The organism is uncultured Alsobacter sp. (assembly GCF_945952055.1).
Taxonomy (GTDB): Bacteria; Pseudomonadota; Alphaproteobacteria; order Rhizobiales; family Beijerinckiaceae; genus Alsobacter.
Genome location: NZ_CAMFHB010000041.1, coordinates 18,408 through 43,294, shown reverse-complemented (window position 1 = coordinate 43,294; position 24,887 = coordinate 18,408). Strand labels below are relative to the sequence as shown.

The 24,887-nt window shown below is 69.4% G+C and carries 20 protein-coding genes; 5 read left to right on the top strand and 15 right to left on the bottom strand.

The window, feature by feature from the left end; genetic code table 11:
• On the top strand, nucleotides 1-726 hold the full coding sequence (locus Q0Q47_RS23845; protein WP_293865872.1) for a CbtA family protein: 726 nt from the start codon (nucleotides 1-3) through the stop codon (nucleotides 724-726).
• A complete protein-coding gene (locus Q0Q47_RS23840; RefSeq protein ID WP_293865869.1) occupies nucleotides 723-1,349 on the top strand; it encodes a hypothetical protein in 627 nt (208 codons plus the stop codon). The genes Q0Q47_RS23845 and Q0Q47_RS23840 overlap by 4 nt, the downstream gene beginning before the upstream one ends.
• A 212-nt stretch (nucleotides 1,350-1,561) precedes the next feature.
• Here Q0Q47_RS23840 and Q0Q47_RS23835 read toward each other — a convergent pair whose 3' ends face one another.
• The 13 genes from Q0Q47_RS23835 to Q0Q47_RS23775 form a co-directional block, all read right to left on the bottom strand.
• Nucleotides 1,562-1,924 carry a DUF4280 domain-containing protein gene (locus tag Q0Q47_RS23835; RefSeq protein WP_293865866.1) on the bottom strand — a complete coding sequence of 121 codons (363 nt, stop codon included), beginning with the start codon at nucleotides 1,922-1,924 and terminating at the stop codon, nucleotides 1,562-1,564.
• Nucleotides 1,925-1,978: 54 nt separating this feature from the next.
• On the bottom strand, nucleotides 1,979-2,257 hold the full coding sequence (locus Q0Q47_RS23830; RefSeq protein WP_293865863.1) for a hypothetical protein: 279 nt from the start codon (nucleotides 2,255-2,257) through the stop codon (nucleotides 1,979-1,981).
• Nucleotides 2,258-2,277: 20 nt separating this feature from the next.
• Nucleotides 2,278-3,312, bottom strand: coding sequence for a DUF4424 family protein (locus tag Q0Q47_RS23825; protein ID WP_293865860.1), 1,035 nt, complete (start codon nucleotides 3,310-3,312; stop codon nucleotides 2,278-2,280).
• Between the two features lie 44 nt (nucleotides 3,313-3,356).
• The gene (locus Q0Q47_RS23820) at nucleotides 3,357-4,043 is read right to left on the bottom strand and encodes a DUF4384 domain-containing protein (protein WP_293865857.1); all 687 of its coding nucleotides are present in this window, start codon (nucleotides 4,041-4,043) and stop codon (nucleotides 3,357-3,359) included.
• A gap of 10 nt (nucleotides 4,044-4,053) precedes the next feature.
• Nucleotides 4,054-5,649 (bottom strand): caspase family protein, encoded by a 1,596-nt coding sequence (locus Q0Q47_RS23815; RefSeq protein ID WP_293865854.1) that lies wholly within the window; start codon nucleotides 5,647-5,649, stop codon nucleotides 4,054-4,056.
• Nucleotides 5,650-5,663: 14 nt separating this feature from the next.
• On the bottom strand, nucleotides 5,664-7,643 hold the full coding sequence (locus Q0Q47_RS23810; protein ID WP_293865851.1) for a serine/threonine-protein kinase: 1,980 nt from the start codon (nucleotides 7,641-7,643) through the stop codon (nucleotides 5,664-5,666).
• 4 nt (nucleotides 7,644-7,647) lie between these two features.
• The gene (locus Q0Q47_RS23805; RefSeq protein WP_293865848.1) at nucleotides 7,648-8,457 is read right to left on the bottom strand and encodes a protein phosphatase 2C domain-containing protein; all 810 of its coding nucleotides are present in this window, start codon (nucleotides 8,455-8,457) and stop codon (nucleotides 7,648-7,650) included.
• A gap of 14 nt (nucleotides 8,458-8,471) precedes the next feature.
• Complete coding sequence (gene tagF / locus Q0Q47_RS23800; protein WP_293865845.1) at nucleotides 8,472-9,170, bottom strand: type VI secretion system-associated protein TagF; 699 nt, start codon at nucleotides 9,168-9,170, stop codon at nucleotides 8,472-8,474.
• An 11-nt stretch (nucleotides 9,171-9,181) separates the two neighbouring features.
• Entirely contained in the window at nucleotides 9,182-13,294 is a 4,113-nt protein-coding gene (gene tssM / locus Q0Q47_RS23795; RefSeq protein WP_293865842.1) for a type VI secretion system membrane subunit TssM, read from the bottom strand.
• A gap of 214 nt (nucleotides 13,295-13,508) precedes the next feature.
• Nucleotides 13,509-14,942, bottom strand: a complete 1,434-nt coding sequence (tssL, locus tag Q0Q47_RS23790; protein ID WP_293865838.1) for a type VI secretion system protein TssL, long form — start codon at nucleotides 14,940-14,942, stop codon at nucleotides 13,509-13,511.
• The gene (gene tssK, locus Q0Q47_RS23785; RefSeq protein ID WP_293865835.1) at nucleotides 14,939-16,273 is read right to left on the bottom strand and encodes a type VI secretion system baseplate subunit TssK; all 1,335 of its coding nucleotides are present in this window, start codon (nucleotides 16,271-16,273) and stop codon (nucleotides 14,939-14,941) included. The genes tssL and tssK overlap by 4 nt, the downstream gene beginning before the upstream one ends.
• Before the next feature lie 41 nt (nucleotides 16,274-16,314).
• Entirely contained in the window at nucleotides 16,315-17,790 is a 1,476-nt protein-coding gene (gene tagH, locus Q0Q47_RS23780) for a type VI secretion system-associated FHA domain protein TagH (RefSeq protein ID WP_293865832.1), read from the bottom strand.
• A 19-nt stretch (nucleotides 17,791-17,809) separates the two neighbouring features.
• Complete coding sequence (locus Q0Q47_RS23775; RefSeq protein ID WP_293865829.1) at nucleotides 17,810-18,379, bottom strand: hypothetical protein; 570 nt, start codon at nucleotides 18,377-18,379, stop codon at nucleotides 17,810-17,812.
• A 134-nt stretch (nucleotides 18,380-18,513) separates the two neighbouring features.
• Between Q0Q47_RS23775 and Q0Q47_RS23770 the strand changes: the two genes are divergently transcribed.
• Complete coding sequence (locus tag Q0Q47_RS23770; RefSeq protein ID WP_293865826.1) at nucleotides 18,514-19,089, top strand: OmpA family protein; 576 nt, start codon at nucleotides 18,514-18,516, stop codon at nucleotides 19,087-19,089.
• Between the two features lie 157 nt (nucleotides 19,090-19,246).
• Here Q0Q47_RS23770 and Q0Q47_RS23765 read toward each other — a convergent pair whose 3' ends face one another.
• Complete coding sequence (locus tag Q0Q47_RS23765) at nucleotides 19,247-21,094, bottom strand: type VI secretion system Vgr family protein (protein WP_293865823.1); 1,848 nt, start codon at nucleotides 21,092-21,094, stop codon at nucleotides 19,247-19,249.
• 140 nt (nucleotides 21,095-21,234) lie between these two features.
• Nucleotides 21,235-22,557 carry a tetratricopeptide repeat protein gene (locus Q0Q47_RS23760; protein ID WP_293865820.1) on the bottom strand — a complete coding sequence of 441 codons (1,323 nt, stop codon included), beginning with the start codon at nucleotides 22,555-22,557 and terminating at the stop codon, nucleotides 21,235-21,237.
• 158 nt (nucleotides 22,558-22,715) lie between these two features.
• On the opposite strand from Q0Q47_RS23760, the gene Q0Q47_RS23755 reads away from it, so the two are divergent.
• Complete coding sequence (locus tag Q0Q47_RS23755) at nucleotides 22,716-24,233, top strand: type VI secretion system ImpA family N-terminal domain-containing protein (protein ID WP_293865817.1); 1,518 nt, start codon at nucleotides 22,716-22,718, stop codon at nucleotides 24,231-24,233.
• 117 nt (nucleotides 24,234-24,350) lie between these two features.
• Nucleotides 24,351-24,884, top strand: coding sequence for a type VI secretion system contractile sheath small subunit (gene tssB, locus Q0Q47_RS23750; RefSeq protein WP_293865814.1), 534 nt, complete (start codon nucleotides 24,351-24,353; stop codon nucleotides 24,882-24,884).
• Nucleotides 24,885-24,887: the final 3 nt, after the last annotated feature.

The window sequence follows — 24,887 nt, the reverse complement described above, 5'->3', positions numbered from 1 at the left end:
ATGGTTGGGACCCTGCTCCTGCGCGGGATGCTTTGTGGTGCCCTGGCGGGTGTCGTAGCGACGAATTTCGCCTGGATCTTCGGCGAGCCCACCATCGACTGGGCCATCGCGTTCGAAGAGCACGCGGCCAAGATGGCCGGCGAGGCGCAGGGCGCCGAGGTCGTTTCCCGCGCCGTGCAGAGCACGCTCGGTCTCTTCACCGGCGTCACCGTCATCGGCGCGGCGATGGGCGGGCTCTTCGGCATCGCCTATGCCTTCGCGCTGGGCCGGTTCGGCCGCATCGGCCCCGCCGGCACGGCCGTCCTGCTGGCGTTGGCCGGGTTCCTGGTCCTGGCCTTCGTTCCCCAGCTGAAGTACCCGGCGAACCCGCCCGCGATCGGTCACGCCGATACGATCGGGGCGCGCACGGGGCTCTATTTCTCGCTCCTCGGACTGTCGCTGTTTGCCGCCGGCCTCGCCACGGCCTTTGGCCGCGCCGTGGCGGCCCGCCATGGCGGGCGCATCGGCACCGTGGCCGGCCTCGTCTTCTATGCCGTCGCGGTCGCGGTCGTGATGATGGCCATGCCCACGGTGAACGAGGTTCCCGACGAGTTCTCCAGCGTCGTCCTGATGAAGTTCCGCCTCGCCTCGTTGGGCACCAGCGCGGTCCTGTGGCTCACCCTGGGTGCGGCCTTTGCCTGGTTGTCGGGCTGGCGTCCGGGCGGGAGCCGTCGGGTCCTGGCTTGAGGGCCGCCCGCATCCTGGTCCTGGCCGGGGTGCTCGTGGGAGCAGCCCTGCCGTGGCCTGCCTTGCCTTGGGCCGCCCTGCCGGCGAAGGCCCACGAACGGTCGGTCCAGCCCATCGTCGGGGTCGCTGTGCCGTCGCTGGAGCACGGTCAGATGGCCGTCTACGCCCGGCACTGGAGCGCGATCGTCGACCTGGCATCGTCCCATCCCGCGACCCGGTCGGAGGATTTCCGCAGGGTGCTGAACTACGCGCGGATCCAGAAGGCCTGGTGCCTGTGGGGCCTGGCGCCGCGCGCGATCGCCGACGAGGACAGCCCCTTCAACGAATGCTCCCATGCCTACCTGGCAGCCGCCCGGATGCTGCTCGACACCATGCGCCAGGGCGCGTCTTTCGATGCGCCGGCCGAGCGCCTGGCGCAGACGGTGGACCGGGAACTCGTCTACGCGGGCGCGCCGGTGATCTGCGGCTTCAGCGGGGAGGACTTCGACACGGCGAGCCACGTCGTCCCGCACTGGGCGGACATCCCGCGCCACCCGCCCTCGCTCATCCCCTTCGCCGGGGCTGCGGTGATGATGCTGGGCGCCGTCGCCGCCACGCGCCGCTGGCTTCTGCCTCCGGCCTGAGCCGGCGTGCTCAGAGTGTGTGACTCTTTCGATTGTCCAGCTTGCATCTCCCTCTCCGCGTCCTGGCCGGGCTTGGCCCGGCCATCCACGACTTCAGGATGGCCCCAGCAAAGTCGTGGATGCCCGGGCCGAGCCCGGGCAGGACGGCTGAGAGGTGGTCGCGCAAGCGAAGGTCAGGTGCAATGCGGCGCTGGAGATTGATTCACACACTCTCAGTCCACGTCCTGCGGGAACTGGCCGGGATTCACGAAGCTGATCGTGCCGCCCGAGCCGCATTGCAGCTTGTCGGTCAGGCGCAGTGCACGCTGCTTCTGGTGGAACAGGGTGAAGGATCCCGGCATCCACGTGCCGACCGGCTTGGGAATGCACGGCCCGCCGCTGGGGCTCGGCGGTAGCGGCGTGAACGCGCACGGCCCGAACGGCTTGATGTTGACCATCGGGATGCAGTCGTTGACCGTCGCCGAGAACTGCTTGGTGTTGTAGCTCGTCTGGTTGCTCGTCACGAGCAGAGGCTGCGGGATGGGGCAGCCGGTGCAGATGATCATGTTCATCGCATTGATGGTCTGCATCGGCATCGGCGATCTCCTGCCAGACGGGGTTTCAGGCTCTCGGCTCGGCCGGGCTGGGCGTCAGAAGCCCACCCCCAGGATGACGTAGCGGCCGCAGGCCAGCGCCGGGCAGGCCCGCGCGGCGGGGGCGTCCCAGGCTTGCCGCTCCGCCGAGGCCACCTGCACCTGCGGCGGGGCCGCCGGGGGCGTCGCCGGCCGGCCCGCCAGGGCCTCCTTCGGCAGCGACGGCGCGGGTCGTGCGCGCTGGGCGGCGGGCGCCTCGGCCAGCGCCGGTCCGAGGAGGATGCCGCTGACGAGAAGGGTTGCGGCGACGCGGTGAATGGTCGTGGGGCGGCTCATGGGCGATCTCGGCGCAAGGTTCAACGGGGGCCCACCAGGAGGATCCTGAAGTCCAGCGGCTCGACCACGTCCCTGGCTTCGCTCTGGAACGTCGTCGGCCCGGTCTTCTTGACCCCCTGGGAGCAGAAGCTGGTGATGCGGTCCGGGCGCCCCTTGTCCACGGAGAGTTTCAGGACGCCGGTCGGCTTTCCCGCGATGAGGGGCTGCAGGAGGACGCGGATCCGCCGTTCCTCCATCTGGGCGCCATTGGCTTCGCCGGCCGCGCTGAGCTTGTCGATGCCCGCCAGGGTGCCGGCATCGATGCAGTAGGTGCGCTTCAGGGCGTCCAGGGGCGCCGCCAGGCTGGGCTTCTCCCGCAGGGCCTTGCGCAGCACCGTGTCCCGGCTCACGCCGACGCTCGTGCGGTAGGACAGTTCCAGGGCCAGCGGCTTGTCGGCCGGGATCTTCACCGGCGCGGACAGCACCGTCTCCACCGCCCAGGTCGGGAAGTAGAGCGGCGCGCCGTCGGGCGACGTTCCGGCCTGCTGGATGACGCCCGCGCCGGCGAGCGTCTCCAGCGCCTTGGGCTGCAGGGCCTGCACCTCGTTCTGGAAGGTGCCGACGGGCACGAGCGAGATCTTGGAGCGGCGCAGCTCGGCGGCGACGCTGCGTCCGTTGAGGTCCGCCGTCTGGCTCGCCGCCATGCGCAGCGGCCGGCCGTCCACCTTCGCCACGGCGTCGATGAAGTTGGTGGGTTCGATCCCCGGAATTGCCCACTGGACGTCGGGATCCGAGAAGTCGAGCCGGGGCAGCGCCAGGACGAGCTTGGCGTCGAGCGGCATCCCGCCGGTGTTCGCGACGCTGTAGCGGATCGTCACGCGGTCGGGCGTCACCTGCATCTGCGCGGACTGGATGGAGAGCCCGGCCGCGTCTCCCGCGGGAACGAGCGTCAGGCCCCCTAGCGGCAGCTCCGTCGAGGATTCTTGCGCCAGCCCCGGTCCGCAGGCCATCACCAGCGCGACACCGGCAAGGAGGAGGCGCCAGCCCGGCGGGCGTGGGAGACGGCGGTTCGGCATCGGTGTACCTGGCTTGGACAAGGGCGCGACGGTCGCGATCGGGGTCACGGGCGGATCGAGTAGAACTTGACGGCGAACGACCATTTCGGGTCGCGGATCGGCTTGTCGTCCTCGGCGGGAAGGATCTTGAGGCTGCGGGTCTGGCTGACCAGATACTGCGCCGCGTTCTTCTGGCCGGCCATGGCCGCCGGGACGTCGGGAAGATCGACGTAGAGCACGGGCGCGTCGCTCAGGATGGCGACGAGCATGCCGAGTCCGGTCGGCGGGCTGGCGACGAACTCGAACGCCTCCTTGCCGGTCGGCTCCGGAATGATCTTCAGCCGGCCGGGCTTGAGCAGGTTCTGCTGCTCGTCGCCGGCGGTGGCCGAGACCAGCGAGAGCCTGTTCGGATAGACCTGGGTCAGGGTGCCGGCGGCGTCCACGTCGACGAGCACGAGGTAGCCTTCGCGCTTGGTGGCGACCTTCACCGACATGCGCGAGCCCACCTGGGCCTCGTTCCCCGGCGCGATCTCGAGGGTGACACCGGAGGGGTTGGCATCGTCGTCGGGTGTGAACACCGGGGGCGCGCTGCCCAGGGTCGGCTGCTCGGTCGCGCTGGGCGGGCTCGGCTGGCTGCCGGCCGGCGGGGGCGTGATGATCTTGACTGCCCGGTCCGGGGACGTCTGCGCGGCCGCGGGCCAGCACAGGGCCAGGCCGAGCAGGGTGGTCGTGACGAGGGCCGTCTTGAACATCGTCGCCTCCTCAGGGGGCCGTGAACAGGCCGACGGTCCCGACCGCGGAACCGGGCGGGAGCTTCGCCAGAATATCGAGAACGCGTCCCGGCGCCTTGTTCAGGCTCGGCCTTTCCAGGTCGCGGATCGCCTTCTCCACGTCGGGCAGGCGTTGCGGCATCGTGACGGCCACCACCTGGTCGGCGCCGAAAGGCTCGCTCACCGACAGGGGAAGCCGGTAATCGTCTTGGTCGAAGGTGTTGCGGTCGTTGCCCGCCGGATAGAGCATCTGGACGGCTCCGTTGCCGGCGATGTTGAACATCACCAGCGCCCGGCCGCGCAGCGCCTTCACCTCGATCTCGACGCGATTGCCCTTGCGGTGCAGGCCGTCTCCGGGCAGCAGGCGGATGGCCTGCGGGGCGCGGGCTACCACGGTGCGCAGCGACCGGATGACGGCGGTGCGCTCGATGACGCCGGCCATGTCGCCGATCTCGACGTTGCGCGCGATCACGTCCCCACCGGACACGACGTCCTTCGTGCCGGGATCCCACAGCAGGTCTGGCGAATCCTTGGGCTCGACGATCTGGAACGGCACCGGCAGCACGAAATTCTGCAGCTTGGCGCCCATGCCGTCGAACGCGGCCACCCTGATCTTCGGTCCGTCGGTCCTGGGCGGGACCTGCTGCGCCGATCCGGCCGGGGGAGGCGGGGGCAGGGCGGTCGGCGGCGGTGTCGCCGGCTGGGGCGGCGGCTTCGCCGTGCCGACGGGCTGGACCGAGATGCCGCGCGACAGTTCCGCGCCGGCCACGACGTCGGGTTGCTGCCTCTGGTCGGCGATCTGGTAGCCGACCAGCCGGACGTAGTCGGACAGTTCGGTGCCGCTCACGGATCCGTCGTGGTTGGCGTCCGCGGCGCCTTCGAGCCCGCGCGCCACGGCGTAGCTCAGCGCGCCACGCGGTCCGCGATCCTCGATCATCACCTCGGCCGCGCCGCGGCCGGCCGAGGCGGCCGACAGGATGGCCGTGCGCTTCAGGTCCGGCGGCCGGGCCGCGGGCGCCGCTCGCGCGTCGATGCGCTCGGCCGTGCCGCGCGCGGCTCCGCCGGCGGCCCGGTCGTCGGTGGCCCGCACCTGGTCGCGACCGCTGGCGTAGTCGTTGACGACGATGACCTGGGCCCCCGCCTTCTCGATCCGCGCGGCCGCCGCGAGGACCGAGGCCCAGGGGAGCACGTCCGCCGACGGGGCTCCGGGCCGGTAGCCGGCCAGCAGGAACGCGCTGCCGCCCGCCGTCCCGCCGAGCGTGCCGCCGATGCCCGCGAAGGACAGCATAACCGTGTCGTCCGGCCTTGCCCGTTTCGCGAGCGTGTCGAGCGCCCCCTCGATGGCCTTGGGCGTCGCCGTTGCGTTCGTGAGGATCATCACGTCCCGGGCGCCACGGCCCCGCAGCACAGCCGCGATGTCGTTGGCGTCGGCGACGGCGCCACGCAGGGGCGGAACGCCCTGGTACGTGTCGATGCCGACGACGAGCCCACGCAGCTCCGCCTGGGCCGGCGCAGCGGCCAGCCCCGCCAGAAGCACGCCGCGGGCGGCGCCTCGGCACAGGACGGACGACCGGAACGGGCGTTTCATGCCGGTGCTCCTCGTCATGGCTCGAGCGTCACGAACTTGACGGCCACCGAGGCGCCCGTCGTCTTGCCGAGCTGCTCGAGGGCCTTCGGAAAGGCCCGCTTGCCCGGCACGTTGGAGGCCGCCTTCAAGGCCGGGATGTCCGCCCCCGTGACCGCGATGAGCAGGATCGGCGCCGCCGCGGTGGTGCCCGGCTTCATCTCGAGGCGCAGCCGGAAGGTCTTCTTCTGCGCGTCGCCGGTCGCCTGGCTCGTGATGTCGTGCACGTCGCCGTCGTCGTCCACGAGCAGGAGCAACGGGGCTCCCCCGCGCGACTCGACGGTGCCCGTCAGGGTGTCGCGGCTCTTCAGCGACTCCACGCCGGTGCTGAGGGCCACCTGGTCCGACCCGTCCTTCACCAGCCGGGCGACGAACGGCATCGCGGCGCATTGCGCCGGCTTGATGAGGCGCACGCCGATGGAGGCCTCCCAGGTGAAGCGGTCCTTGAAGTCCTTGTCGAAACGGTGGAACGGCTTGTCGTCCACGCCGTAGCCGTCCACGTCGGCCGACTTGTCGCCGACCGGGCCGGGCAGCAGCGCCGCGCATTCGCCGATGTCGTAGCCGCGCACGTATTTGCGCACCGGGCCCTCCAGCGACGGGGGTGGCGCGGTGGGCGCCGTCGGAACAGGCGGCGCGGTCGGTACGGTCGGTGCAGCCGGCGGTTCGACGGGCGTGGCCGGAACCGCGGGCCCGGTCGTCACGTCCGTTCCGGGCGGCTTGCCGCATTTCTCCGTCCACGCGATGATGGCGTCCTTCTGGAGAGCCGGCTGGCTGCAATCGATCGGGCGGTTCTGCGCCGTGTCGGTGGGGGTATTCGGGCCCGTCCCGCCGTTGGCGTTCGGCTCCTGCGGGACCGGGGGCTGCACCGGCGGCCGCTTGTCGGCGGTTTCGAGCGTGATCTCCTTCTCGGGCGCCTTCACCACCGGCTTCGAGCCGGCATTCAGCCAGGCGAGAAAGCCGCCGACGCCGCCCAGCACCAGCACGGCGAGCCCGATGACCAGGCCCTTGCCGCCGCCCCCCGCCGGCTTCGGCGCCGGCGCGCGGTCGGAGCGGGCCTGCTCGGCGCGTGGCGGGGTCGGGGCCGCGCCCTTGCGACCCTGGGCCTGCGGGGCGGCCTGCTGCCAGTCGATCGCCTCCTGCATGGTCGCGAAGCGCGCGGCGGGATCGGGCTGCAGCATCCGCTCGAGCAGGGGGCGCATTTCGGGGGCGATGCCCGACAGGTCCGGAACCTTGCGGCGCTTGTCGATGATCTCGAGCTGGCTGCCGCCCATGTCGATGGGCTTGCCGAGCAGCGCCTGCGCGATCACGAGGCCCAGCGAGTAGATGTCCGAGCGCCCCGTGACCTCGCCACCGAAGTGGCCGAGCTGCTCGGGCGAGACGTAGTTGTACTTTCCGGCGAAACCGCCGCCGAGCACGGTCGCGTCGCCAACCCGCGTGGAGCGCGCGATGCCGAAGTCGATGATGCGGGCGCGGGCGTAGTCGCCCTGCGAGACGATGATGTTGTCGGGGGAAATGTCGCGGTGGATGATGCCGCGCTCATGCGCGGCGCCGAGCCCCGAGGCGACGCGACGCAGCAGGACGAGCGCCTGGGCGGGCGAGAGAGGCCCGTTGCGCAGTACGTCCCCGAGAGAATGTCCCTCGACGAGCTCCATCGCCAGGTAGTGGCGGCGCAACACCGGGTCCAGCGAGAACACGTAGTAGCGGACGATCGCCTCGTGATGCAGGCGGTTGAGCGCCGAGGCCTCGCGGCGGAACATGGCCAGCGCGGCCTCGTTGTCGGCGAGGTCGGTGCGGATGACCTTGATGGCGACCGGCTCGCCGGTCTGCAGCTCGTGGCCGCGGTAGACGTCGCCCATGCCGCCGCTGGCGAGATGCGCGTCGATCTCATAGATGCCGTTGAGCTGCGTGCCGGGCGGCAGCGCGCCGTTGCTGGGCTGGAAGATGGTCGGATCGGCCACGGTTTCAGTCCCAGATGTTGCGAACGGCGGCCGTGAAGGGCGCGACGGTGGCGCCGTCCTCGGGCCGGTAGCGGATCACGACGACGGTGACGTTGTCCTTGGCGCCCCGGTCCAGCGTCATGCCGATCAGCTCGCCGACGGCGATCTCCGCCCGCCGCCGGCTGACGGCGGCGAGGATCTCGTCCGGTTCGACGTGGCCGGTGAGGCCGTCGCTGCACAGCACGAAGATGTCTCCCGGTTCCAGTTCGCCGTGGCGGTGGTCGAGCATGGGCTCCTCGAACACGCCGATGGCCCGCGTGATGACGTTGCGCCGGGGCCAGGCCTTGGCTTCCGCTTCGGTCAGGACCCCCTGCGCCAGCAGATCCTCAGCTTCAGTATGGTCGCGAGTCACTTGAAGAATTGTGTGCTGGCGCACGAGGTAGACCCGGCTGTCGCCCGACCAGACGCAGGCGAAGTGCTCGCCGAAGGTCAGCAGCACCGCGACCGTGGCGCCCATCACACCGTGGCTGCGCTGGGCCGCGTAGGCCCGGATCCTCGCATTGGCCTCGGCCAGCCCGTCGTCGCAGGCCTTCATGAGGTTGGCCGCGCTCTCCTGCGGCCCCACCGCGCCCAGCACCTCGACGATGGCGGCGCTGGCCACCTCGCCCGCGGCGTGGCCGCCCATGCCGTCCGCCACGACCCACAGGCCCGAGTCCGGCCGCAGGCAGAAGCTGTCCTCGTTGTGGTCGCGCACCCGCCCCGCATGGGTGGCCCCGAAGGTGTCGAACGAGGCGCCGGGCCAGGACGGGAGCGACGGGGACGGGGGGTGCGACATGGGCTCATCCGGACTCAGGAGGAACCGGCGAAGCGTCCCGTGAGGACGCCCGTCAGGAAGTAGGGATCGGGCATTCCGGCGAAGGTGGCCGCCCGCGGCGGGTAGCCCGCGCCGCCGGCGGTCCACCAGCAGGTGAGGCCCGCCTGCTGCAGGGGCCAGGCGCCCGCCCGCAACTGCGCGAAGGACGTGCCGACGTCGAACTGCGTCGGGTCGCCCTCGGCCGTCACGACACCGCCATAGGCGGGCTCGAGCGGACCGGCGAGAACGGGCGCCGTCTCGGGATGGGACAGCGCCTCGAGCGCAGCCGTCGTGTGCTCGAAGGGGCGGTTGGGATCCAGGGTGTCGAACAACAGGGCCTCGGCCTCCGCGAACCAGGCATCCTGGGCATTGTGCTCGGGGGGCGGGATGGCCGGTGTGCCCGATGGCACATCCGGATCGCAGGCGATCAGGGTCAGCGGGTAGTAGCGGCCCACCCCGTCGATCGAGGGCATCATCGCGCCCAGCACCGGCACGCCGCACAGGGCGGGACCCAGCCAGAAGCGCCAGATGGGGGCTTCCAGGAAGGCCGGCTGCCAGGCGTCGCCCAGGGCGTGCCGGCTCGCCGACATGGCGCCCTGGAGCCACGGCTCCCAGCAGTTCAGGAAAGCCCGCGGCGTCGACACCGCGATGAAGTCCCTCTTGGCATGCAGCTTTCCGAACAGCCCGAGGCGCATGGCGGCGTGTCCTACAGCGGGCCAGGGCACTTGAACTGTCGCAGTGCCTCCAGCCTGAAGGGGTTCTGCGGCGTCGAGTAGCTGACCTGGTAGCGGGCCTCCACGCCACCGACGACCCCGGTCCACTCGACCGCGTTGGGGCCGCGCTGGGCCGCCGTGGCGAGCAGCTTGAAGAGCGCCCACGGCCCGGACTGCTCGATGACCGGGTTGCCGACGCCCGGCGGGGTGTCGCTGGCGGTCATGGTGATGGTGAGCTTGCCGGCACCCGATGCCGCCAGACCCGGCCACATGATCTGGGACGGCGCCGGCGGCTGGCCGGCCGGCTTGCTTTCGATCCGCTGGCCGAAATGGTCGAACACGAGCACCGCGCCCGGGCGCAGCACCTGGCCCGGCGTCACGCCCAGCACCAGCGAGGGCACGCTGCCGCCCTGGGCGAAGAAGGTGTCGCGGATGATCGACGCGTTCTGGAATTGCTTCAGCGTCTCGCCGTTCATGGTGAGCTGCGGCGGCATGTCGGCGCGGACCTTCCAGTCGCGGCCCGACGTGTCGACGTACTTGCTCAGGCGCGTCCTGAAGAACTCGTCGATGGTGCCGTTGGGGCCGAACAGCTTGCCGAACTGGCCGAGATTGCTGTCGGGCCGGGAGGTCGGGCCGAACGGGAACTTGTTCTCCGTCACGTCCTTGCAGATCGCGTTGATGGCGCTCGCCATGTCGGCGTTGATCTTGGACTTGTCGCTGATGATCGAGTCGCGCTCCACCGCGTCGCTGGCCCGCAGGATCATGCCGCGGAACGGGTCGGGGAGGCGGTTGGCCTGCCCGCGCAGCTTGGCGGCGAGCACCTGGAGCTGCTGGTTGGCCTGGGCCGCCTGGGCCGGCACGTTGGCGCTGGTGATCAGGCTGTCGTTGATGTCGCTGAGGATGGCGACCAGCTCGTCGATGGGCCGCTTCGTCGTCGCCCCGTCCGTCCACTCGTGGAAGGGCCGGAAGCGTTCCTCGATGCGCGTGCCGGGCGGTGGTTCTCCCTGCGCGAACAGCGTCGCCCGGGGCGGCTGGGCCGCGGCGGGCGCCGCGCCGGGGGCCGCCGGCTTGGCGAGGTCGGGGCGGTCCTTGGTGAGCGCCGTCTCGGCCTTGATGGACTCGAAGATGGAGCGCAGCGGCGAGGTCGGCCCGCCCACCGAGCCCAGAACCTGGTAGCGCGGCTTGTCGGCCGTCAGCGGCTTCATCTGCATCTTGGCGAGGGCGTCGAGCCAGGCGCGCTCGAAATCGCGCCCGTACTGGACGAGGAGGTCCTGGTTCAGCGTCCTGTACTGGTCGCTGACCTGGGCGTTCTCGGCCAGCTTGCCCAGCACCCACTGCTCGGCCTTCACCTTGTCGGCGACGTCGCCGAGCTGGTCGAGGAAGGCGCGCTGGAAGCCGGCGTAGGTGTAGAAGCCCGGCACGCGGACGGCCTCAGGGTCGCCTCCCGCCACGTCGAAGACGCGGGCGAAGTCGGGACCTGCGGCGCGCGCGACGATCCAGTCCTGCGGGCCGGAGGCGCGGGCGCGCGACTTCAGCATCTCGTAGGCACGCTCGCGGATGCTCAGGCGGGCCAGCGTGGCCTGGCTGTCGGCGAGCAGCGGCCCGCTGATCTCGACCAGCGGATCGCGCGTGCCCTCCAGGTCGAGAAGCGCGACGAGATGTTCCTCCAGCGCCTTGCGGCCCTCGGACTGGCCGCCGCCGGGGTAGAGGTTCTGCGCCCAGTCCTGGCGGAACCAGGACACCACCACGTCCTTGTCGGCCGGGTGGCGCCCTCCAAGCATCATGTAGATCTTGAGGGCCTCGTAGATGAACGGCGCATTGTCCTTGTTGGCGTTCAGCACCTCCTCCAGCCGGAACAGGAGGCGCGGCCGGAACAGGCGCTCGAGGCCCATGGCGTAGGCCGTCGTGCCCGCCGAGGCGAGGCGCTCCTGCTGGCTCAGGCCGAAGCCGGCCGCCAGCGGGATGGAGTCGTCGCGCGACGCATAGCCCGCGGGCAGGAAGCGCAGCTTCTGGAGCGCCGGAAGAACCTTCGCGAACTCCCTGTCGCCGATGGGATTTTCGGTGACGAGCGGGCCCGCAGCGGAGGCATATTCGGTCGCGGCGGAAGCCTCGGCCTCGATCAGGGCCTTGTTGCGCGCGTAGCTCACCCACCAGGCGCCGCCCAGCGCGCCGGCGCAGGCGAGGATCGCCGCGAAGGCGGTGGCGCGCAGGATCTGCCGGCGCCTGACGGCGCGCAGGTCCGTGGAGACCCACGAGGCCTCGCCGATGATGACCTTCTGGATCAGGTCGGTCAGGAAGAAGCTCTTGCCGAGCCCGGAATAGGAGGCGCCACCCACCTCCTGAGCGCCGAAGTTCTTCACCAGCGCGTTGACGAGCTGGTCGATGGGGGTGCCGAACTGGGTGCCCGACGTGAAGTAGAATCCGCGCAGGGTGGCGTTGGCGTGGAAGCGGGTGGGCTCGAAGATCGAGCCCAGGAAGTCCTGGATCGGTCGCTTCAGCGCGGCCAGCTGCGCCGGGAAGCCATAGAGCGAGGCGCGCGTGGCGGGTGCGGGCTCTTCCTGAAGCCGGTCGCTCAGGTCCTGGTTGAGGCGGCGGATGAGCGCCTCGAACTCGCCGGGCACCTCGTTGACGAGGTTCTTCGTCTTGTCGGTCGTCTGGAAGGTGACGCCCCACACCTGCCGGCGGGCCTGCTCGCCGAGATTGCCGAAGAACTCCATGAAGCCGGCCACGAGGTCGGCCTTGGTGAAGACCACGTAGACCGGGAAGTTGATCTTGAGCCGGTCGTGCAGTTCGGCCAGGCGTCCGCGGATGGCGCGCGAATGGGCCTCCAGCTCCTGCGGGCTCAGGGTCAGCAGGTCCTGCAGGCTGATCGCCACGAGCACGCCGTTGATCGGCTGCTGGGCCCGGTGGGTCTTGAGCAGGTCGAGGAAGGCGAGCCAGCTGTCGCGGTCGGCCCGTGCGTCGGAATCCTGCGTCGTGTAGCGGCCCGCCGTGTCGATGAGGATCGCCTCGTCGGTGAACCACCAGTCGCAGTAGCGCGTGCCGCCAGCCCCGGCCACGGCCGCGGGCGTCGCCTTGCCGGCGAGGGGAAAGCGCAGGCCCGAGTTGACCAGGGCGGTCGTCTTGCCCGAGCCGGGTGGCCCGATGATCATGTACCAGGGCAGGTCGTAGAGGGCGTCCGCGCGTCCGCCGGCCGACTGGCGCAGCGTGGTGACGGCGTCGCCGATGCGGCTCTTCAGCTCGGCGCTGTCGTCCTCCTGCGGGCCGGCCGCCATGCCCTCGGCGAGCGCGTTGGCGTCCTTGCCACGCTTGTAGACCTTCCAGGCCGCATAGCCGGCGAAGGCCATGACCAGCAGCGTCGACAGCACCGCACGCACGATGACGCTGTCGAGCGGCCGGAAATCGCCGATGGCGAGGTAGGGGCCGGCCAGAACGATGACGGCCGCGAGCGCGAGCGCGCCCAGGCCGGCGACGGCGATCTTGCCGAGCTCGCCCGCAACTCCCGCCCCCTTCATCGCGCTCCCCGCAGCCGTCGTGCCTTGCTTGTCATGCCGCAACTCCTTGTCCGGGGCGGAGCCCGCGCGCGTCGCCGCGGGCGACACGGCGTAGACCACCACGGGTTTGGCGATGTTCTTGACCGCCTGGGCGCCCTTGGGCTCCAGGCGGCAGGGCAGGCGTCCGGAAATCTCGTCGTGGACCTTGCCGGAGACCAGGATCCCGCCCGGCTCGGCCAGGGACTCCAGGCGCGCCGCGATGTTGACGCCCTCGCCGAAGATGTCCCCGCCGTCCTCCAGGATGATCTCGCCGAGATTGATCCCGATCCGCAGCCGCAGCGGCTTGTCCTGGGTTCGCTCGCTGTTGCCGCAGGCCGCCTGCAGTTCCAGCGCCAGGCCCACGGCGTCCACGGCGCTGCCGAACACCGCCAGCACGCCGTCGCCCATGGTCTTCACGATCCGCCCGTTGCGGTCCTTCACCATCGGCGCCAGCAGCTGGTCGTGCAGTGCACGCACCCGCTGGTAGGTGTTGGTCTCGTCCTTCTCCATCAGGGACGAGAAGCCGACGACGTCGGCGGCCAGAATGCAGGCAAGCTGTCTCGTGCTGGCCATCGTGGATCCGCGGCAAAGGGTTGTGCCCTGCGGCGGCTTCGCCGCGCAGGGCCGAACGAACGTCTGAAATCGTGAGTGCCCAGCCCCAAACGGGCCGGGTGGTGTCGTTGCACCGGGTGGTGTCTTGGCAGGCGCAGGCATGGTCACGGCGGGCCGGAGCTGTCCCGGCCTGCCGCATGGTGGGTCGCTGGGGATGCGGACGGGTCATGGAAGGTCAGTCCGTCCGCCAGATCAGGATCTCGACGCGGCGGTTCTTGGCCCGGCCCTCGTTCGTCTTGTTGTCGCCGATCGGCTCGTCCGGCCCGCGCCCGTCGAGGGACACGCGCGAGGGGTCCTTCAGGTTCGGCTGGATGAGCGCGGCCACGCCCTTGGCGCGCTCCAGCGAGAGCTGCTGGTTGTCCTTGAAGCGGTTCAGGGCGCTGAGCGGCTGGTTGTCCGTGTGCCCGACGATGCGGACGGGACCGACCTCCTTCTCCAGGATCTGGACGATGCGCTGCCCGAGCGGCTTGAACTCGGGCACGACGTCGGCCTTGCCCGACTCGAACAGGATCAGGTTGCCGACCCGCACCGCGATCCACTTGGCCAGCGGATCGACCGTGACCGTGCCGTCCTTGATCTCGGGCGCCAGCCCGGCGCGGATGCGCTGCAGCTGCGTCAGCTGGGGCTCGGTGAGCTCCTTCTTGGGCGGCGGCGGAGCCGGCCTGGGCCGCCTGAGCTCGATCGGGGTCGACGGGTGCAGTCCGATGACGTCCGCCGCCGAGGCCTCCGAGGCGCCGGTGAGCAGGGTCCGCAGGCCGAGGAAGCCGCCGACCAGCAGCAGGGCCGCCAGGGCGCCCACCGACCAGACCGGGACCGTGGCCGAGCGCACGCGCTGACCCAGCGCCTGGCCGCGCCAGCGGGGCGAGAGGTCCGCCTGGACCTTCGGCTTCACCCGCCGCAGCAGCTCGTAGACCGAGCGCTGCAGCGTCTGCAGCTGCGACATGCCGTTGGGCGACGAACGGTGGACGCCCTGGAAGCCGAGCGCCAGGCAGGCGTGCTGCAGTTCGAGCACGTCGTAGTTCTGCACCGGGTCCTGGCGCAGCCTGTCCAGCTCCTCGAAGAAGCGGACGCCGCCCAGGAGCTCGCCGTAGAAGCGGCTGAGCATGCTGTACTGCGTCCAGACGTGACGGTCCGACGTGGGGATGTTCTGGACGATGTCGTCGGCCGTCGCGCACAGGATGTACTTGGCCGTGTTGGCACGCTCCGGGCTCACGCCGGCCGCGCGGATCTCCTTGTCGAAGAAGGAGATGGCGGCCGCCACCTGCTCCATCAGGCTCGCGAAGGACGCGCGCACCATGGCGACCCGCAGCCGGCCGAGCAGCAGCAGCAGCGGCCCCGCCGATCGCATGATCGGGTTCTCGTGGTCGGCGGCGAGCTCGTCGAAGCGCAGGTCCTCGGCGCGCTGCAGGTGGGCGGACGGATCCTGCTGCTGGGCGCGCTGCGTGACGATCCAGTCGTCCTGCGAATTGACGCCGGGGGGAAGCGGCGGGGCCGCGCCCGGCGCAGGCGCCGGAGGCGGTGGGGTCGGTGGGCGCCGGCCGCCCGGGTTCGGCATGAAGACCGTGCGTTCGCCGCTCCCGGGGCCGAACGGATTGTCGCCGCTCGTCATCGCCTGTTCTCCGCTACGGCCCAGAGTTCGAGCTGGAGTTCGGGCCAGTCACCGGCGAAGTGCATGCCGATGGAGGCGGCCGTGCTGAACTCCGGCCACAGGGGCGAGGTGCGATCGAGATAGAAGTAGACGTGGTCCGCGATGGCGCGGATCTGCGGTGGCGGTGTCGGCCGGTAGACGAGGGGCACGCCGGGCAGGTTGGCGTGCACGATGTCGTTCATCTTGTTGCTCGGGCCGAGCTTGAACAGGTTGGGGAACTGGTTCTGGATCTCGACCAGCGGACGCCGCGCCGAGACCTCGAGGATGAAGGTCGAGGTCCGGAACAGGTTGCGGTCGCGGATCGGGGAGATGAAGGCGTTGGCCGCGCGCTCGATGATCTCGAGCCGGATGGCCCGGTTCGGGTTCACCGCGGTCAGGAATTCCTGCAGGTCGCGCAGCACCGGCTCGAAGGTGGTGTCGAGGCTGTCGTGGTTGTAGGCAGGGTAGAGCCGCGCGCGCCGCTCCGGCGCGAAGGTCGCCAGTTCCCCCACCAGCGTCAGGAACTCGGTGTAGAGACGCTCCGGATGCACGCAGGTGGAGGCCCGCAGATGGCGCAGCACCGGGATCGTGCGGTTCAGGACCTGCAACATCAGGTAGTCGAAGCTTTGCAGGCCGCCCCCCGCCGTGGGGTCGGCGGCGAAGCGCGACAGCTCTTCCAGCCGGTTCTCGATCCAGCCGATGACCCGGTCCAGCCATCCCGACACGACCGGGTGCGCCGCGGTGGCCAGCAGCGGCCCGACGAAGCGCTCGTCCAGGATGACGACCTTGTCGCGCACCTCGACCACCCGGCCGATCGCCAGGCTGCCATAGCCGGGGCTCGCCTGCTTGCGCAGGTCCAGCGCCAGGCGCGGGTGGGCGATGTCGATCTCGCCGTCGCTGCGGATCTCTGCCGTCGAGTCGATGATGGTCTCGACGCCCTCGAGCCAGCGGCTGGCGCTCTCCGTGGTGCGGTGGTCGACCTCCCGTGTGTTGGGCGCCGCGGTCGGCAGCGTCAGCCACAGGATCTGGCCGGAGGCGGTGTCCGGCACGTCGATGGGCTCGGGCAGCGGGCTGTCGCCCGGCAGGTCGAAGGGTGTGCCGTCCTGCATGATGCCGACGGCGCGGCGCAGCGCGAACTTGCTCTGTTGCGCGAGGTCGCGGTCGATCTCGAGTTCGGCGAAGCCCCACGGATAGGGCGTGGTGAACCGCGTCCGACGCTCGACGAGCCGCTCCAAATAGCGGTCGTGCTGCTGAAAATGATGGGGGCGGAGAAACAGTCCTTCCCGCCAGACGACCTTGCTGTACCAGGACATTGCTTCAGCACACCTGCCGGGATGGACTCGCCTTCGCGAGCTTACGTTCGATCATAGCACTCTGCGAAATACTGCATAAACACATCTGCCAGCCCCCCGTCGTGGCGTTCGGCACTGGCGGCCCACCGCGCGGCATACGTGTCCCACAGGCGCGAGCGGCGGCCGCCGATCACCCCGGCGAGACCGCCTTCGGAGGGCAGAGAGGCCTCGATCGTCTTGGGCGACAGGTCGTCGCCGAGACGCCGCGCCGCCTGCTGCATGGCGGCGTAGGTCTTGAGCTGATGGGTCTTCAGGTCGGCGAAGCCCGCCTTGAAGGCCCGCTGCGCGTCGAGATAGCTGCGGGTCGGCGGGCCGAACAGGATGGCCAGCGCCTCCTCGGGGGAGGGCGCGAACTTCAGCGGGTTGTTGTCCAGCGCCTGGACGACCGTCTGGCTGCTGCTGCGCGTCATGCGTCGGGCGTCGGAGCGCGCGCTCAGCAGTTGCATCATCTCGCCGGTCAGCATGCGCATGAGCTGCCCGAGCCGGTCGGCGAGTTCCTCCGGCGGCACCCTCGCCATGATCTCCGGCGCGATCCCGGCCGCCGCCGCGAAGCGACGCACGAAATCGTCGGACCCTGCCCGCCGGTCGGGCTCGCGTGAGGCCGGCGGCTCGGCAGCGCGCTGCTCGAGCGCGGGCATCGGCGGCGGCGGCTCGAAGGACGGCGCCACCGGGGGCTCGAACGACGGCACGGCAGGGGGAGGCGAGACCGGCGGGGGTGAGGAAAGCGCCGCCGGCGGTTTGGCCGGCACGGGCTCGTCGTCCCAGGTGGAGGACGGCAGCGGCTGCGGAGCGGAGGAGGGGGCCGACGGGCTGGCCCACACGCCGCCGGGCCCGCCGCTCACCTGCGGCCTTGGCCGCGGGATCGGGGGCGGCGCGGGTGGGGTGGGCACGGCACGCGGCGGCCCGGCATCCCAGTCCGAGAACGACGAGGACGGCGGAGCCACCGGCGGAAGGGGCGGGGGCTGCGACCACGTCGGCACGGCGGAGAGGGGATCGGCCGCGCTGTCGTGGAAGTCGGGCGGGATCACGCGCGGGCCGAGATCGGCGCGGAAGGACCGCTGGTCGACCGGCGGCGCAGCGTCGTTGAAGTCCCACATGGCGTCGCCGACGGGGGTTGGCGGCGCGGCGCCCGATCCGAAGTCCTCGGGCCTCTCGGCGACGCCTTCAACCACCACGGCCACGATGTAGTGGCCGATCGACAGCCGGTCGCCCGTGCGCAGGCGGTGGGGCGACTGCATGCGCTGCTGGGCGCCGTTCAGGAAGGTGCCGTTGCGCGAGACGTCGTAGAGCAGGTATTCGCCGCCCTGGGGGCGGATTTCGCAGTGCTTGCCCGAGATGAACCGGGACGGGTCGGGAAGCACCCAGTCGAGATACGAATCGCGTCCGATGTCGAATCCGCGGGCGCCGGCGACCGAGTAGGTGAGGGACCCGCCGTCCGGCAGGTTGGTCTGGTTCTCGATCGTCAGGGTCAGACGCATGGGATCGATTTTCGGTTGGTCAGGCGGATTGCGGATCGAGAGCGTAGCGCAGACCCGTTGACGCCCAGTTCCTGAAAAGCGCGGCTTGCTGGTCCAGGGGAATCCGCGTGCCCGCGCCGAGGATCGCCGCCCGGACGGCTTGCGCGGTCAGTTGCGGGGGCGGGGCGATGCGAAACCGCTCGTCGCCGGACATGTTGCCGCTGGACCAGCCGGCGGCCAGCGCGATCCAGGTCGCGGGGCGCTGCTGGCTAGCCTGCATGCCGATGTCGAGCGCGTGCACCCGGCGCTGGTCCTCGGGGCTGCGCACCCAGTCCTCGGCGGCTCGCAGGCAGGCCTCCTCCGTCGCGCCGTCGACCTTCACCTGGCGCAGGCACGTGCAACCCCACCAGACCGCTTCGCGCTTGCCCAGCAGGTAGGCCAGGAAGGTGAGGGCGCAGTCCCACTTCTCGGCGCGCAGGCAGGCGTCCACGAAGACCGGCGAGGGCTGCCGCTCGGCCGGCTCGCCGATCTCGACGACGGCGGTGGGAAACGCCGCATAGAGATCGTCGACGGTCGCGAACCGGATCCTGGGTTGGTGAGGCGCACTCATGGCCCGCTCCTGCTCCGCCGCTTGTCCTGCGCATCGTCCCGCGCCGGCCGTCCGGGACGTGCGCCGACGCACCGCGCATCCTGACGGCGCGAGGCACAAGATGCTATGATGTCTCTGTTTTGAGGGAGATGACAGTGTCCAACCAACCGATGATCCGCATCCTCGACACCGATCGCTTTCGCTCGGCGCTGATCGCGACAATCGCCGGTGGAGCGCTCTGCGTCCTGACGTCCTCCTTGGTGTGCTCGCCGGCCGCGGCGCAGGCCCAGCCCAGCTATTCCGCCCAGAGCGTGCTGGACTTCTTCCTTGCACCCAGGCCGGGCGGCACCCGTGCCGTCTGCGTCGGCGGCTGCGCCAAGCAGGCCGATCCCGTGCGCAACACGTTCGACCTCGAGGTCACGTTCGACCTGAACTCCGATGCGCTGACCGAGCCGGCGCGGCGCAACCTTTCCGAGTTTGCCAAGGCGCTGAACGACCCCCGGCTGGAAACCCTGCGCTTCGCCATCGACGGGCATACCGACGCGCGCGGCCCGGAGACTTACAATCTCACCTTGTCGGAGCGGCGGGCTCAGTCGGTGGTGTCGTTCCTGGCCCAGCAGGGCATCAACCGCGAGCGGCTCGCGCCGAAGGGCTACGGGAAGACGCAGCCCAAGACCGACGATCCCTTCGACGGCGCCAACCGCCGCGTGGAGACCCGCCTCCTGCAGTGAGTCGCCGGCGTGCCCGCCCGGCGCCCGCGATCGTCCCGACACCGAAGCCCGGCTCGCGCCGGGCTTTTCCATGTGGGCCCATGGCATTCGGGCGAGCGCCTGGCGGGGCTCGGGCCGTTGCCGTGACGGGGGGCGGCTCAGGGACATCCGACCGGCCTCAGTTGATGTCGACCTTCGGCGCCGTCAGGGCGATCGTCGGGCCGATGATCTTGATCCCGCCCGGGTCGATCGTGATCTTGTTGGGGCCGCAGATCAGCGAGATCGACTTGCCGACCTTGATCTCCACGTCCATGCCGATGGTGATCGTCTGGTTCTTGCCCACCTTGAGCGTGTCGTCCATGCCGATCGTGGTCTCCCGGTTCTTGGAGACGTCCGTCTTGGTGTTGCCGTTGGCGACCTTCAGGTCGTCGTCGCCGTTCACGATCTCGGTCTTGCGGGCCGTTCCGCTGCCGAACTTCTCGGCGATCTTCCGCGTCTCCTGATGGAGGATGACGCTGTTGAGGTCCTTCTGCGCGTGGAAGTAGACCTCCTCGCTGTCCTTCTTGTCCTCGAAGCGGAATTCGTTGAAACCGCCTCCGCCCTTGCTGGAGTTGGTCTTCAGGCCGGACTTCGTCTTCTCGGCGGGCAGCGGGTAGGGATGCTTGTTGTCGCTGTTGTAGACGGTGCCGGTGACCAGCGGGCGGTCGGGGTCGCCTTCCAGGAACTCGACGACGGCCTCCATGCCGATGCGCGGCGTGTGGATGCCACCCCAGTTCTTGCCGGCGAAGACATGGGCCACCCGCACGCGGCGCGACGGCTTCTTGTCCCGCTCCCAGTAGAACTCGAGCAGGATCCGGCCGTGCTCGTCGACGTCGATCTCCTCGCCGTCCTTGCCGACCACCTTGGCCGTCTGCACACCGAAGATGCGGGGCTTGGGGGTCCGGAACGGGCTGCGGAAGGGCGTCTTCGTCTCCAGGAACTCGAACTCGCTGTGCACGTCGCGCCCCGCGCGGGACCCGGCATTGGAGCGGAACAGTTCCGAGACGAAGGAGTGGCTCGAGCGCAGGATCAGGTATTCGGTGTTCTGGCCCGACACGTAGTGCTTGTCGACCTTGACCGTCTCGCCGGCCATCAGCGTGACGGCGTCGCCCGCGGCCGTCCGCCGGCCGTCCTGGGCGGCCAGCATTTCCATGCGCACCTTGGCATAGCTCTGGCCGTCGCCGCGTTCGTCATACTGGCCTGGATACTCGTAATGCTCGTAGTCGCTGTGCGCGAAGGAGGCCGATCCCGGCTGGTCGGCCTTCATCGACGCCGAGGCCTTGAGCGGATTGTATTCGTTGAGCGAGACCTTGCCGGTATGGAAGCGGCGCTGGCCCTGCCAGTCGCTCAGATACTGCTTCTTGTGGTAGACGGCGCCGCGGTCCGGGTGGAACTCGATCGTGCCGATGGGGGTCGCCTCGTGGCTGCCCTTGTCGTCGGCCAGCACCATGATGTGCTTCGAATCCGTGTGCTTGAAGTAGTAGTAGATGCCGTGCAGCTCCATCAGGCGGCTGACGAAGTCGAAATCGGATTCCCGGTACTGCACGCAGTATTCGAGCTTCGGGTAATCCTTCTGGAGCTTGTCCTCGAAGTCCGACTGGCCGGCCTTCTGGAACACCTCCTTGATGATGTCCTGGACCTTCATGGTGGAGAAGATGCGGCTGGTCGTCCGCTTGGTCAGCAGCCAGAACCACGGCCGCAGCACCACGACGTAGCGGAAGAAGTCCTCGTAGGGCCCCATGGCGGTGGCCTCCACCAGGACCCCGTTGAAGTGCCGGGTCTTCTCGAAGCTCTTGAACGTGAGCGAGCAGTTCAGGCCCAGCGCCGGCGTGAAGTCCAGCCACTTGTTCTCGCTGACGCAGTCCAGGACGATCTCGAAGGGTTCGCCGAGCGCCTCGTTGACCTTGAACTGCGACAGCAGCAACTCGTCCTTCCCCAAGGGGGTCTCGAGCTTTGCGACCCTGTAGTCTTGAGTGGGCTTGGCCATGAGGCGTCTTCCCTGGCTGAAGGCTTGAAGTCATCAAGGGCTGCGAGTGTGCAGCATCGAAAGTGGACGAATTGGCAACATGAGACTGACCCGTCGTCACCCCGGGCCATGTGCGCTATCGCACATGACGCATGGGCGGCTCAGCGGGCCGTCCTGACGATCAGGCCCGGCACGGGCTTGGTGGCCTCGGTGCGCAGCGTGTCGCGGTCGATGGCTGCAACCGTGAGGCCTGCCGCGGCGCAGGTCGCCCGGACGTAGTCTTCCGTGTGGCAATAGCGCCCGTGCTGCTGGATGCGGTGCGGCTCGGCCGTGTCCACGTTTTCCTCGACGGTGAAGACGAAGAGCCCGCCGTGGCGCAGCGCGCCCCGGGCCGCCGCCATCGCGGGGGCGAGGTCGCCGAAGTAGCAGAACGTGTCGGCACACACGATCGCGTCGTAGGCGCTGTCGCGGGCCGCCATGTAGGCGGTCAGCTCGGCCTGCTCCAGGGCGTCGTAGACCCCGCGCTCCCTGGCCTTCACCAGCATGCCGGCAGACAGGTCCATCCCGGTGAGGTGGCGGGCGTAGGGGCGCACCAGCGGCCCGCACAGGCCCGTCCCGCAGCCCGCGTCGAGGACGACGAGGTCGCCCCCGGGTTCGCCCGCGCCGCGGCCCAGCGAGGCGGCGACGAGTTCGGGCGCCTGGTAGGACAGCCGCTTGAGGTTGGAATCGAACCTGACGGAGAAGTCGTCGAAGACCTGCTTGATGTAGTCGTCGGAGGCCCGTGCCGGGACGTCTTCTCCCGAGAGGGCGGCGAGGCGGTGCCGCGCGGTCGCATTCGCCGGATCGATTTCGACCAGTTTGCGGACCGCGAGCGCCGCCTGGTCCAGGTTCCCGGCCCAGGTGAAGCAGGTCACCTGCATCTCGAGGATCTTGGGGGTGGGAGTCTTGTGCGACAGGATGCGGCCGAGGCATTCGCCGGCCCGCTTGACGTTACCGACCTCCACGAAAAGATTGCTGGCGTTGTTGAGGATGTTGATGTCGTCGGGCGCCAGCGCCAGCGCCTCTTCGGCCAGCGCGCAGGCCTCCTCGTAGCGCTCGGTGAGCCGCAGGGCCGAGATCAGGTTGTTCTTGAAGTAGACGGACTGCGGCGCGAGCTCGACGGCCCGCCTGTAGGCTTTCGCCGCGCCTTCGAAGTCCATCGTCTGCTTGCGGACGTTGCCGATGTTGTTCCACAGGTCCGGGTGGTCCGGCATGATCGCCAGGGCGCGGTCGAGGAGCTCGATCGCCTTGTCGACGTGTCCCTGCAGAAACTGGCTGAGCCCCCAGTAATGCAGCGCGTCCGGATGATCAGGTGCAACTTCCAGCATAGATGCCAAGATCTCTTCCGCTTCGGCGAAGGCTCCTTCGCGAACGGCGGCCTGGACAATCTTGAGGGCCTGTTCGAACGTGACCTCGCGGCGGGTGTCGGCGCTGTCATCCGTCATTGTTCTGCCCCGGATCAAAAATTCGCGTGGAGGCTAGGACGGTAATGATCGGCCGCGCAAGGTTTCTGCAACATTGGCATTGTAAGGACGAAGCGGATGCGATTCCCGCGATCGCATGGCCGGCGCGCGAGCCGCCGCCGACCTGCGAGGATTGAGACATGGCCTTGATCGATCTTTCCTCGCTGGTCCAGCCCATCGACGGCGATCTGCCGACGGGGCCGGACCTCGATTTCGAGGGCGATCCGGAGTTCGTGAACTTCGTCGCGCGGATCGAGTCGCAGCTTCCCACGTCCTATTTTCTGTTCGATCGCTCCAAGATCGCGTTCCAGAACGAATACGACGTGATCTCGGGCCTCCTGGCCCGGACACGGGACCTGCGACTGCTTTCGATCCTCGCGAGGCTGCAGATCCTCAACAAGGACGTCGAGGGCTTCAGGGCCTCGCTGGCGGCATCGGCCGCCCTGCTTCGCGAGCGGTGGGACGAGGTTCATCCGCGGGCCGAGTCCGGCGACTACCTGTTCAGGATGATCGCGCTCCAGGCGCTGGACGATGCGCCGACGGTTTTGCTTCCGCTGACGCATGTCCCGATCATCGTGAACAAGCGCGTCGGCCAGATCCTCTATCGAACGGTCCAGCTGTCCCAGGGCAAGGCGGCTCCGTTCATCGGCCAGAACGAGAAGAAAGAGGAAATCGCCGAGACGGTCCTGGAGCCGGGCGTCGTCGAGAGGGCGATGCTCGAGGTCAGCCCCGACGAACTCAGGACACGCCGCGTCATCTTCGCCGACATCCAGGCCTCGGCCAAGGCGATCGCCTCCATCACCCGCGACAAGGCGGCCGAGAACTGGGTTCCGCTCGACAAGCTCCTGGCCCTGCTCGCAGAAATCATCGGCTACATCGACGGATTCCTCGGGCGGCTCGAGCCCTCGGCCGCGGTCGAGACGGGCGGTGCCGCCGGCGGCGCCGAGAGCGAGGACGGAGCGGAGGCGGGGTCTTCGGCCGCGCCGCGACTGCGGGGCCGGGTCAAGACGCACGCCCATGCGGCGGCCGCGCTCGGCGCGGTGGAGAGCTACCTGGCCACCAGCGAGCCGTCGAACCCGTCGCTGCTGATCGTGCGCCAGGCCCGGGACCTCATCGGCAAGTCGTTCATCGACGTCCTGCGCGCGCTCGAGCCCAACTTCGCGGAGCAGGCGGTCTTCGTGATCGGGACGTCCGAGAGGCTCGTCATCCCGCTCGAGCGGCTGGCTCCCTTCGGCGCCTCGCCGGACACGTCGTACGAGCAGTCGGACGAGTCGTACGACCAGTCCGGTTCATCCTACGAACAGCCCGAAGCATCGGAAGAATCGTCGGACGAGTCGTGGTCGTCCGAAGCGCAACCTGAAGAAGAAGCAGGCGCCGAGACCCCGTCGCAGGAGGGCGGCGAGGAGGCGGCCGAGCCCGCTGCCATGCCGGTCCACGCGGCGCCGGTTCCCGTGGCTCCGCTCGCGTTCGTGGCGGTTTCGCGCCAGGATGCACTCGCATTACTTGCAGATGTTGAGGCGTTCTACCGTCAAGCTGAACCATCCAGCCCGATTCCCGTGCTGCTGGGCCGCGTCCGTGACCTGACCAATAAGGATTTCTTGAGCATTTTAAAGGACATAATCCCAGCAACCTTGCTGCGTCCCGAAAGCTCGGAGTGACTTTTCGCACATCGTGAATTCCCGCCCGATTGACTTGGGGCGGTTCTGAACCTTCACTCAAACCACCGAACAGATCGTCTTCACAGAACGGTCTCGTCGTTAAGGAGGGAAAGCAAAATGGCTTCTTCCAGCAGCGGGCAGGCCTTCATCGGTCGAAATCGCAAGCCTCGCGTCCACATCACCTACGAAGATCCGTATGACGCCGAGCGCCAGATCGAGCTGCCCTTCGTCATGGGCGTGCTCGCCGACCTGTCGGGCAATGCCCCCGGCGTCGAGAAGGCGGACGTGGCGGATCGGGCCTTCCTCGACATCGACATGGACAACTTCGACAGCCGCATGGGCGCGATCCAGCCGGGCGTCTCGTTCAAGGTCGAGAACAAGATGTCGGGTGAGGACACCGGCGAGAAGCTCTCGGTGAACCTCCGGTTCAACAAGTTCGAGGATTTCGGTCCCGCGAAGGTCGCACGGCAGGTTCCGGCCGTGGCCAAGCTCCTGGAGGCGCGCGAGCAGCTCGCCAACCTGCTGCGCTACATGGACGGCAAGGTCGCCGCCGAAGACCAGATCAAGAAGCTCCTGAGCGATCCCGACCTCATGGCGGCCCTGAAGGCGAAAGCCGAGCAGAAGGCCCCCGGCGACGACAACAAGTCCTGATTT

What these genes read in the sequence shown, in the direction of transcription:
- Q0Q47_RS23845 (WP_293865872.1), top strand. Translation starts at nt 1, where the DNA reads ATGGTTGGGACCCTGCTCCTGCGCGGGATGCTTTGTGGTGCCCTGGCG.
- Q0Q47_RS23835 (WP_293865866.1), bottom strand. Translation starts at nt 1,924, where the DNA reads ATGCCGATGCAGACCATCAATGCGATGAACATGATCATCTGCACCGGC.
- Q0Q47_RS23830 (WP_293865863.1), bottom strand. Translation starts at nt 2,257, where the DNA reads ATGAGCCGCCCCACGACCATTCACCGCGTCGCCGCAACCCTTCTCGTC.
- Q0Q47_RS23825 (WP_293865860.1), bottom strand. Translation starts at nt 3,312, where the DNA reads ATGCCGAACCGCCGTCTCCCACGCCCGCCGGGCTGGCGCCTCCTCCTT.
- Q0Q47_RS23820 (WP_293865857.1), bottom strand. Translation starts at nt 4,043, where the DNA reads ATGTTCAAGACGGCCCTCGTCACGACCACCCTGCTCGGCCTGGCCCTG.
- Q0Q47_RS23815 (WP_293865854.1), bottom strand. Translation starts at nt 5,649, where the DNA reads ATGAAACGCCCGTTCCGGTCGTCCGTCCTGTGCCGAGGCGCCGCCCGC.
- Q0Q47_RS23805 (WP_293865848.1), bottom strand. Translation starts at nt 8,457, where the DNA reads ATGTCGCACCCCCCGTCCCCGTCGCTCCCGTCCTGGCCCGGCGCCTCG.
- tagF (WP_293865845.1), bottom strand. Translation starts at nt 9,170, where the DNA reads ATGCGCCTCGGGCTGTTCGGAAAGCTGCATGCCAAGAGGGACTTCATC.
- tssM (WP_293865842.1), bottom strand. Translation starts at nt 13,294, where the DNA reads ATGGCCAGCACGAGACAGCTTGCCTGCATTCTGGCCGCCGACGTCGTC.
- tssL (WP_293865838.1), bottom strand. Translation starts at nt 14,942, where the DNA reads ATGACGAGCGGCGACAATCCGTTCGGCCCCGGGAGCGGCGAACGCACG.
- tssK (WP_293865835.1), bottom strand. Translation starts at nt 16,273, where the DNA reads ATGTCCTGGTACAGCAAGGTCGTCTGGCGGGAAGGACTGTTTCTCCGC.
- tagH (WP_293865832.1), bottom strand. Translation starts at nt 17,790, where the DNA reads ATGCGTCTGACCCTGACGATCGAGAACCAGACCAACCTGCCGGACGGC.
- Q0Q47_RS23775 (WP_293865829.1), bottom strand. Translation starts at nt 18,379, where the DNA reads ATGAGTGCGCCTCACCAACCCAGGATCCGGTTCGCGACCGTCGACGAT.
- Q0Q47_RS23765 (WP_293865823.1), bottom strand. Translation starts at nt 21,094, where the DNA reads ATGGCCAAGCCCACTCAAGACTACAGGGTCGCAAAGCTCGAGACCCCC.
- Q0Q47_RS23760 (WP_293865820.1), bottom strand. Translation starts at nt 22,557, where the DNA reads ATGACGGATGACAGCGCCGACACCCGCCGCGAGGTCACGTTCGAACAG.
- Q0Q47_RS23755 (WP_293865817.1), top strand. Translation starts at nt 22,716, where the DNA reads ATGGCCTTGATCGATCTTTCCTCGCTGGTCCAGCCCATCGACGGCGAT.
- tssB (WP_293865814.1), top strand. Translation starts at nt 24,351, where the DNA reads ATGGCTTCTTCCAGCAGCGGGCAGGCCTTCATCGGTCGAAATCGCAAG.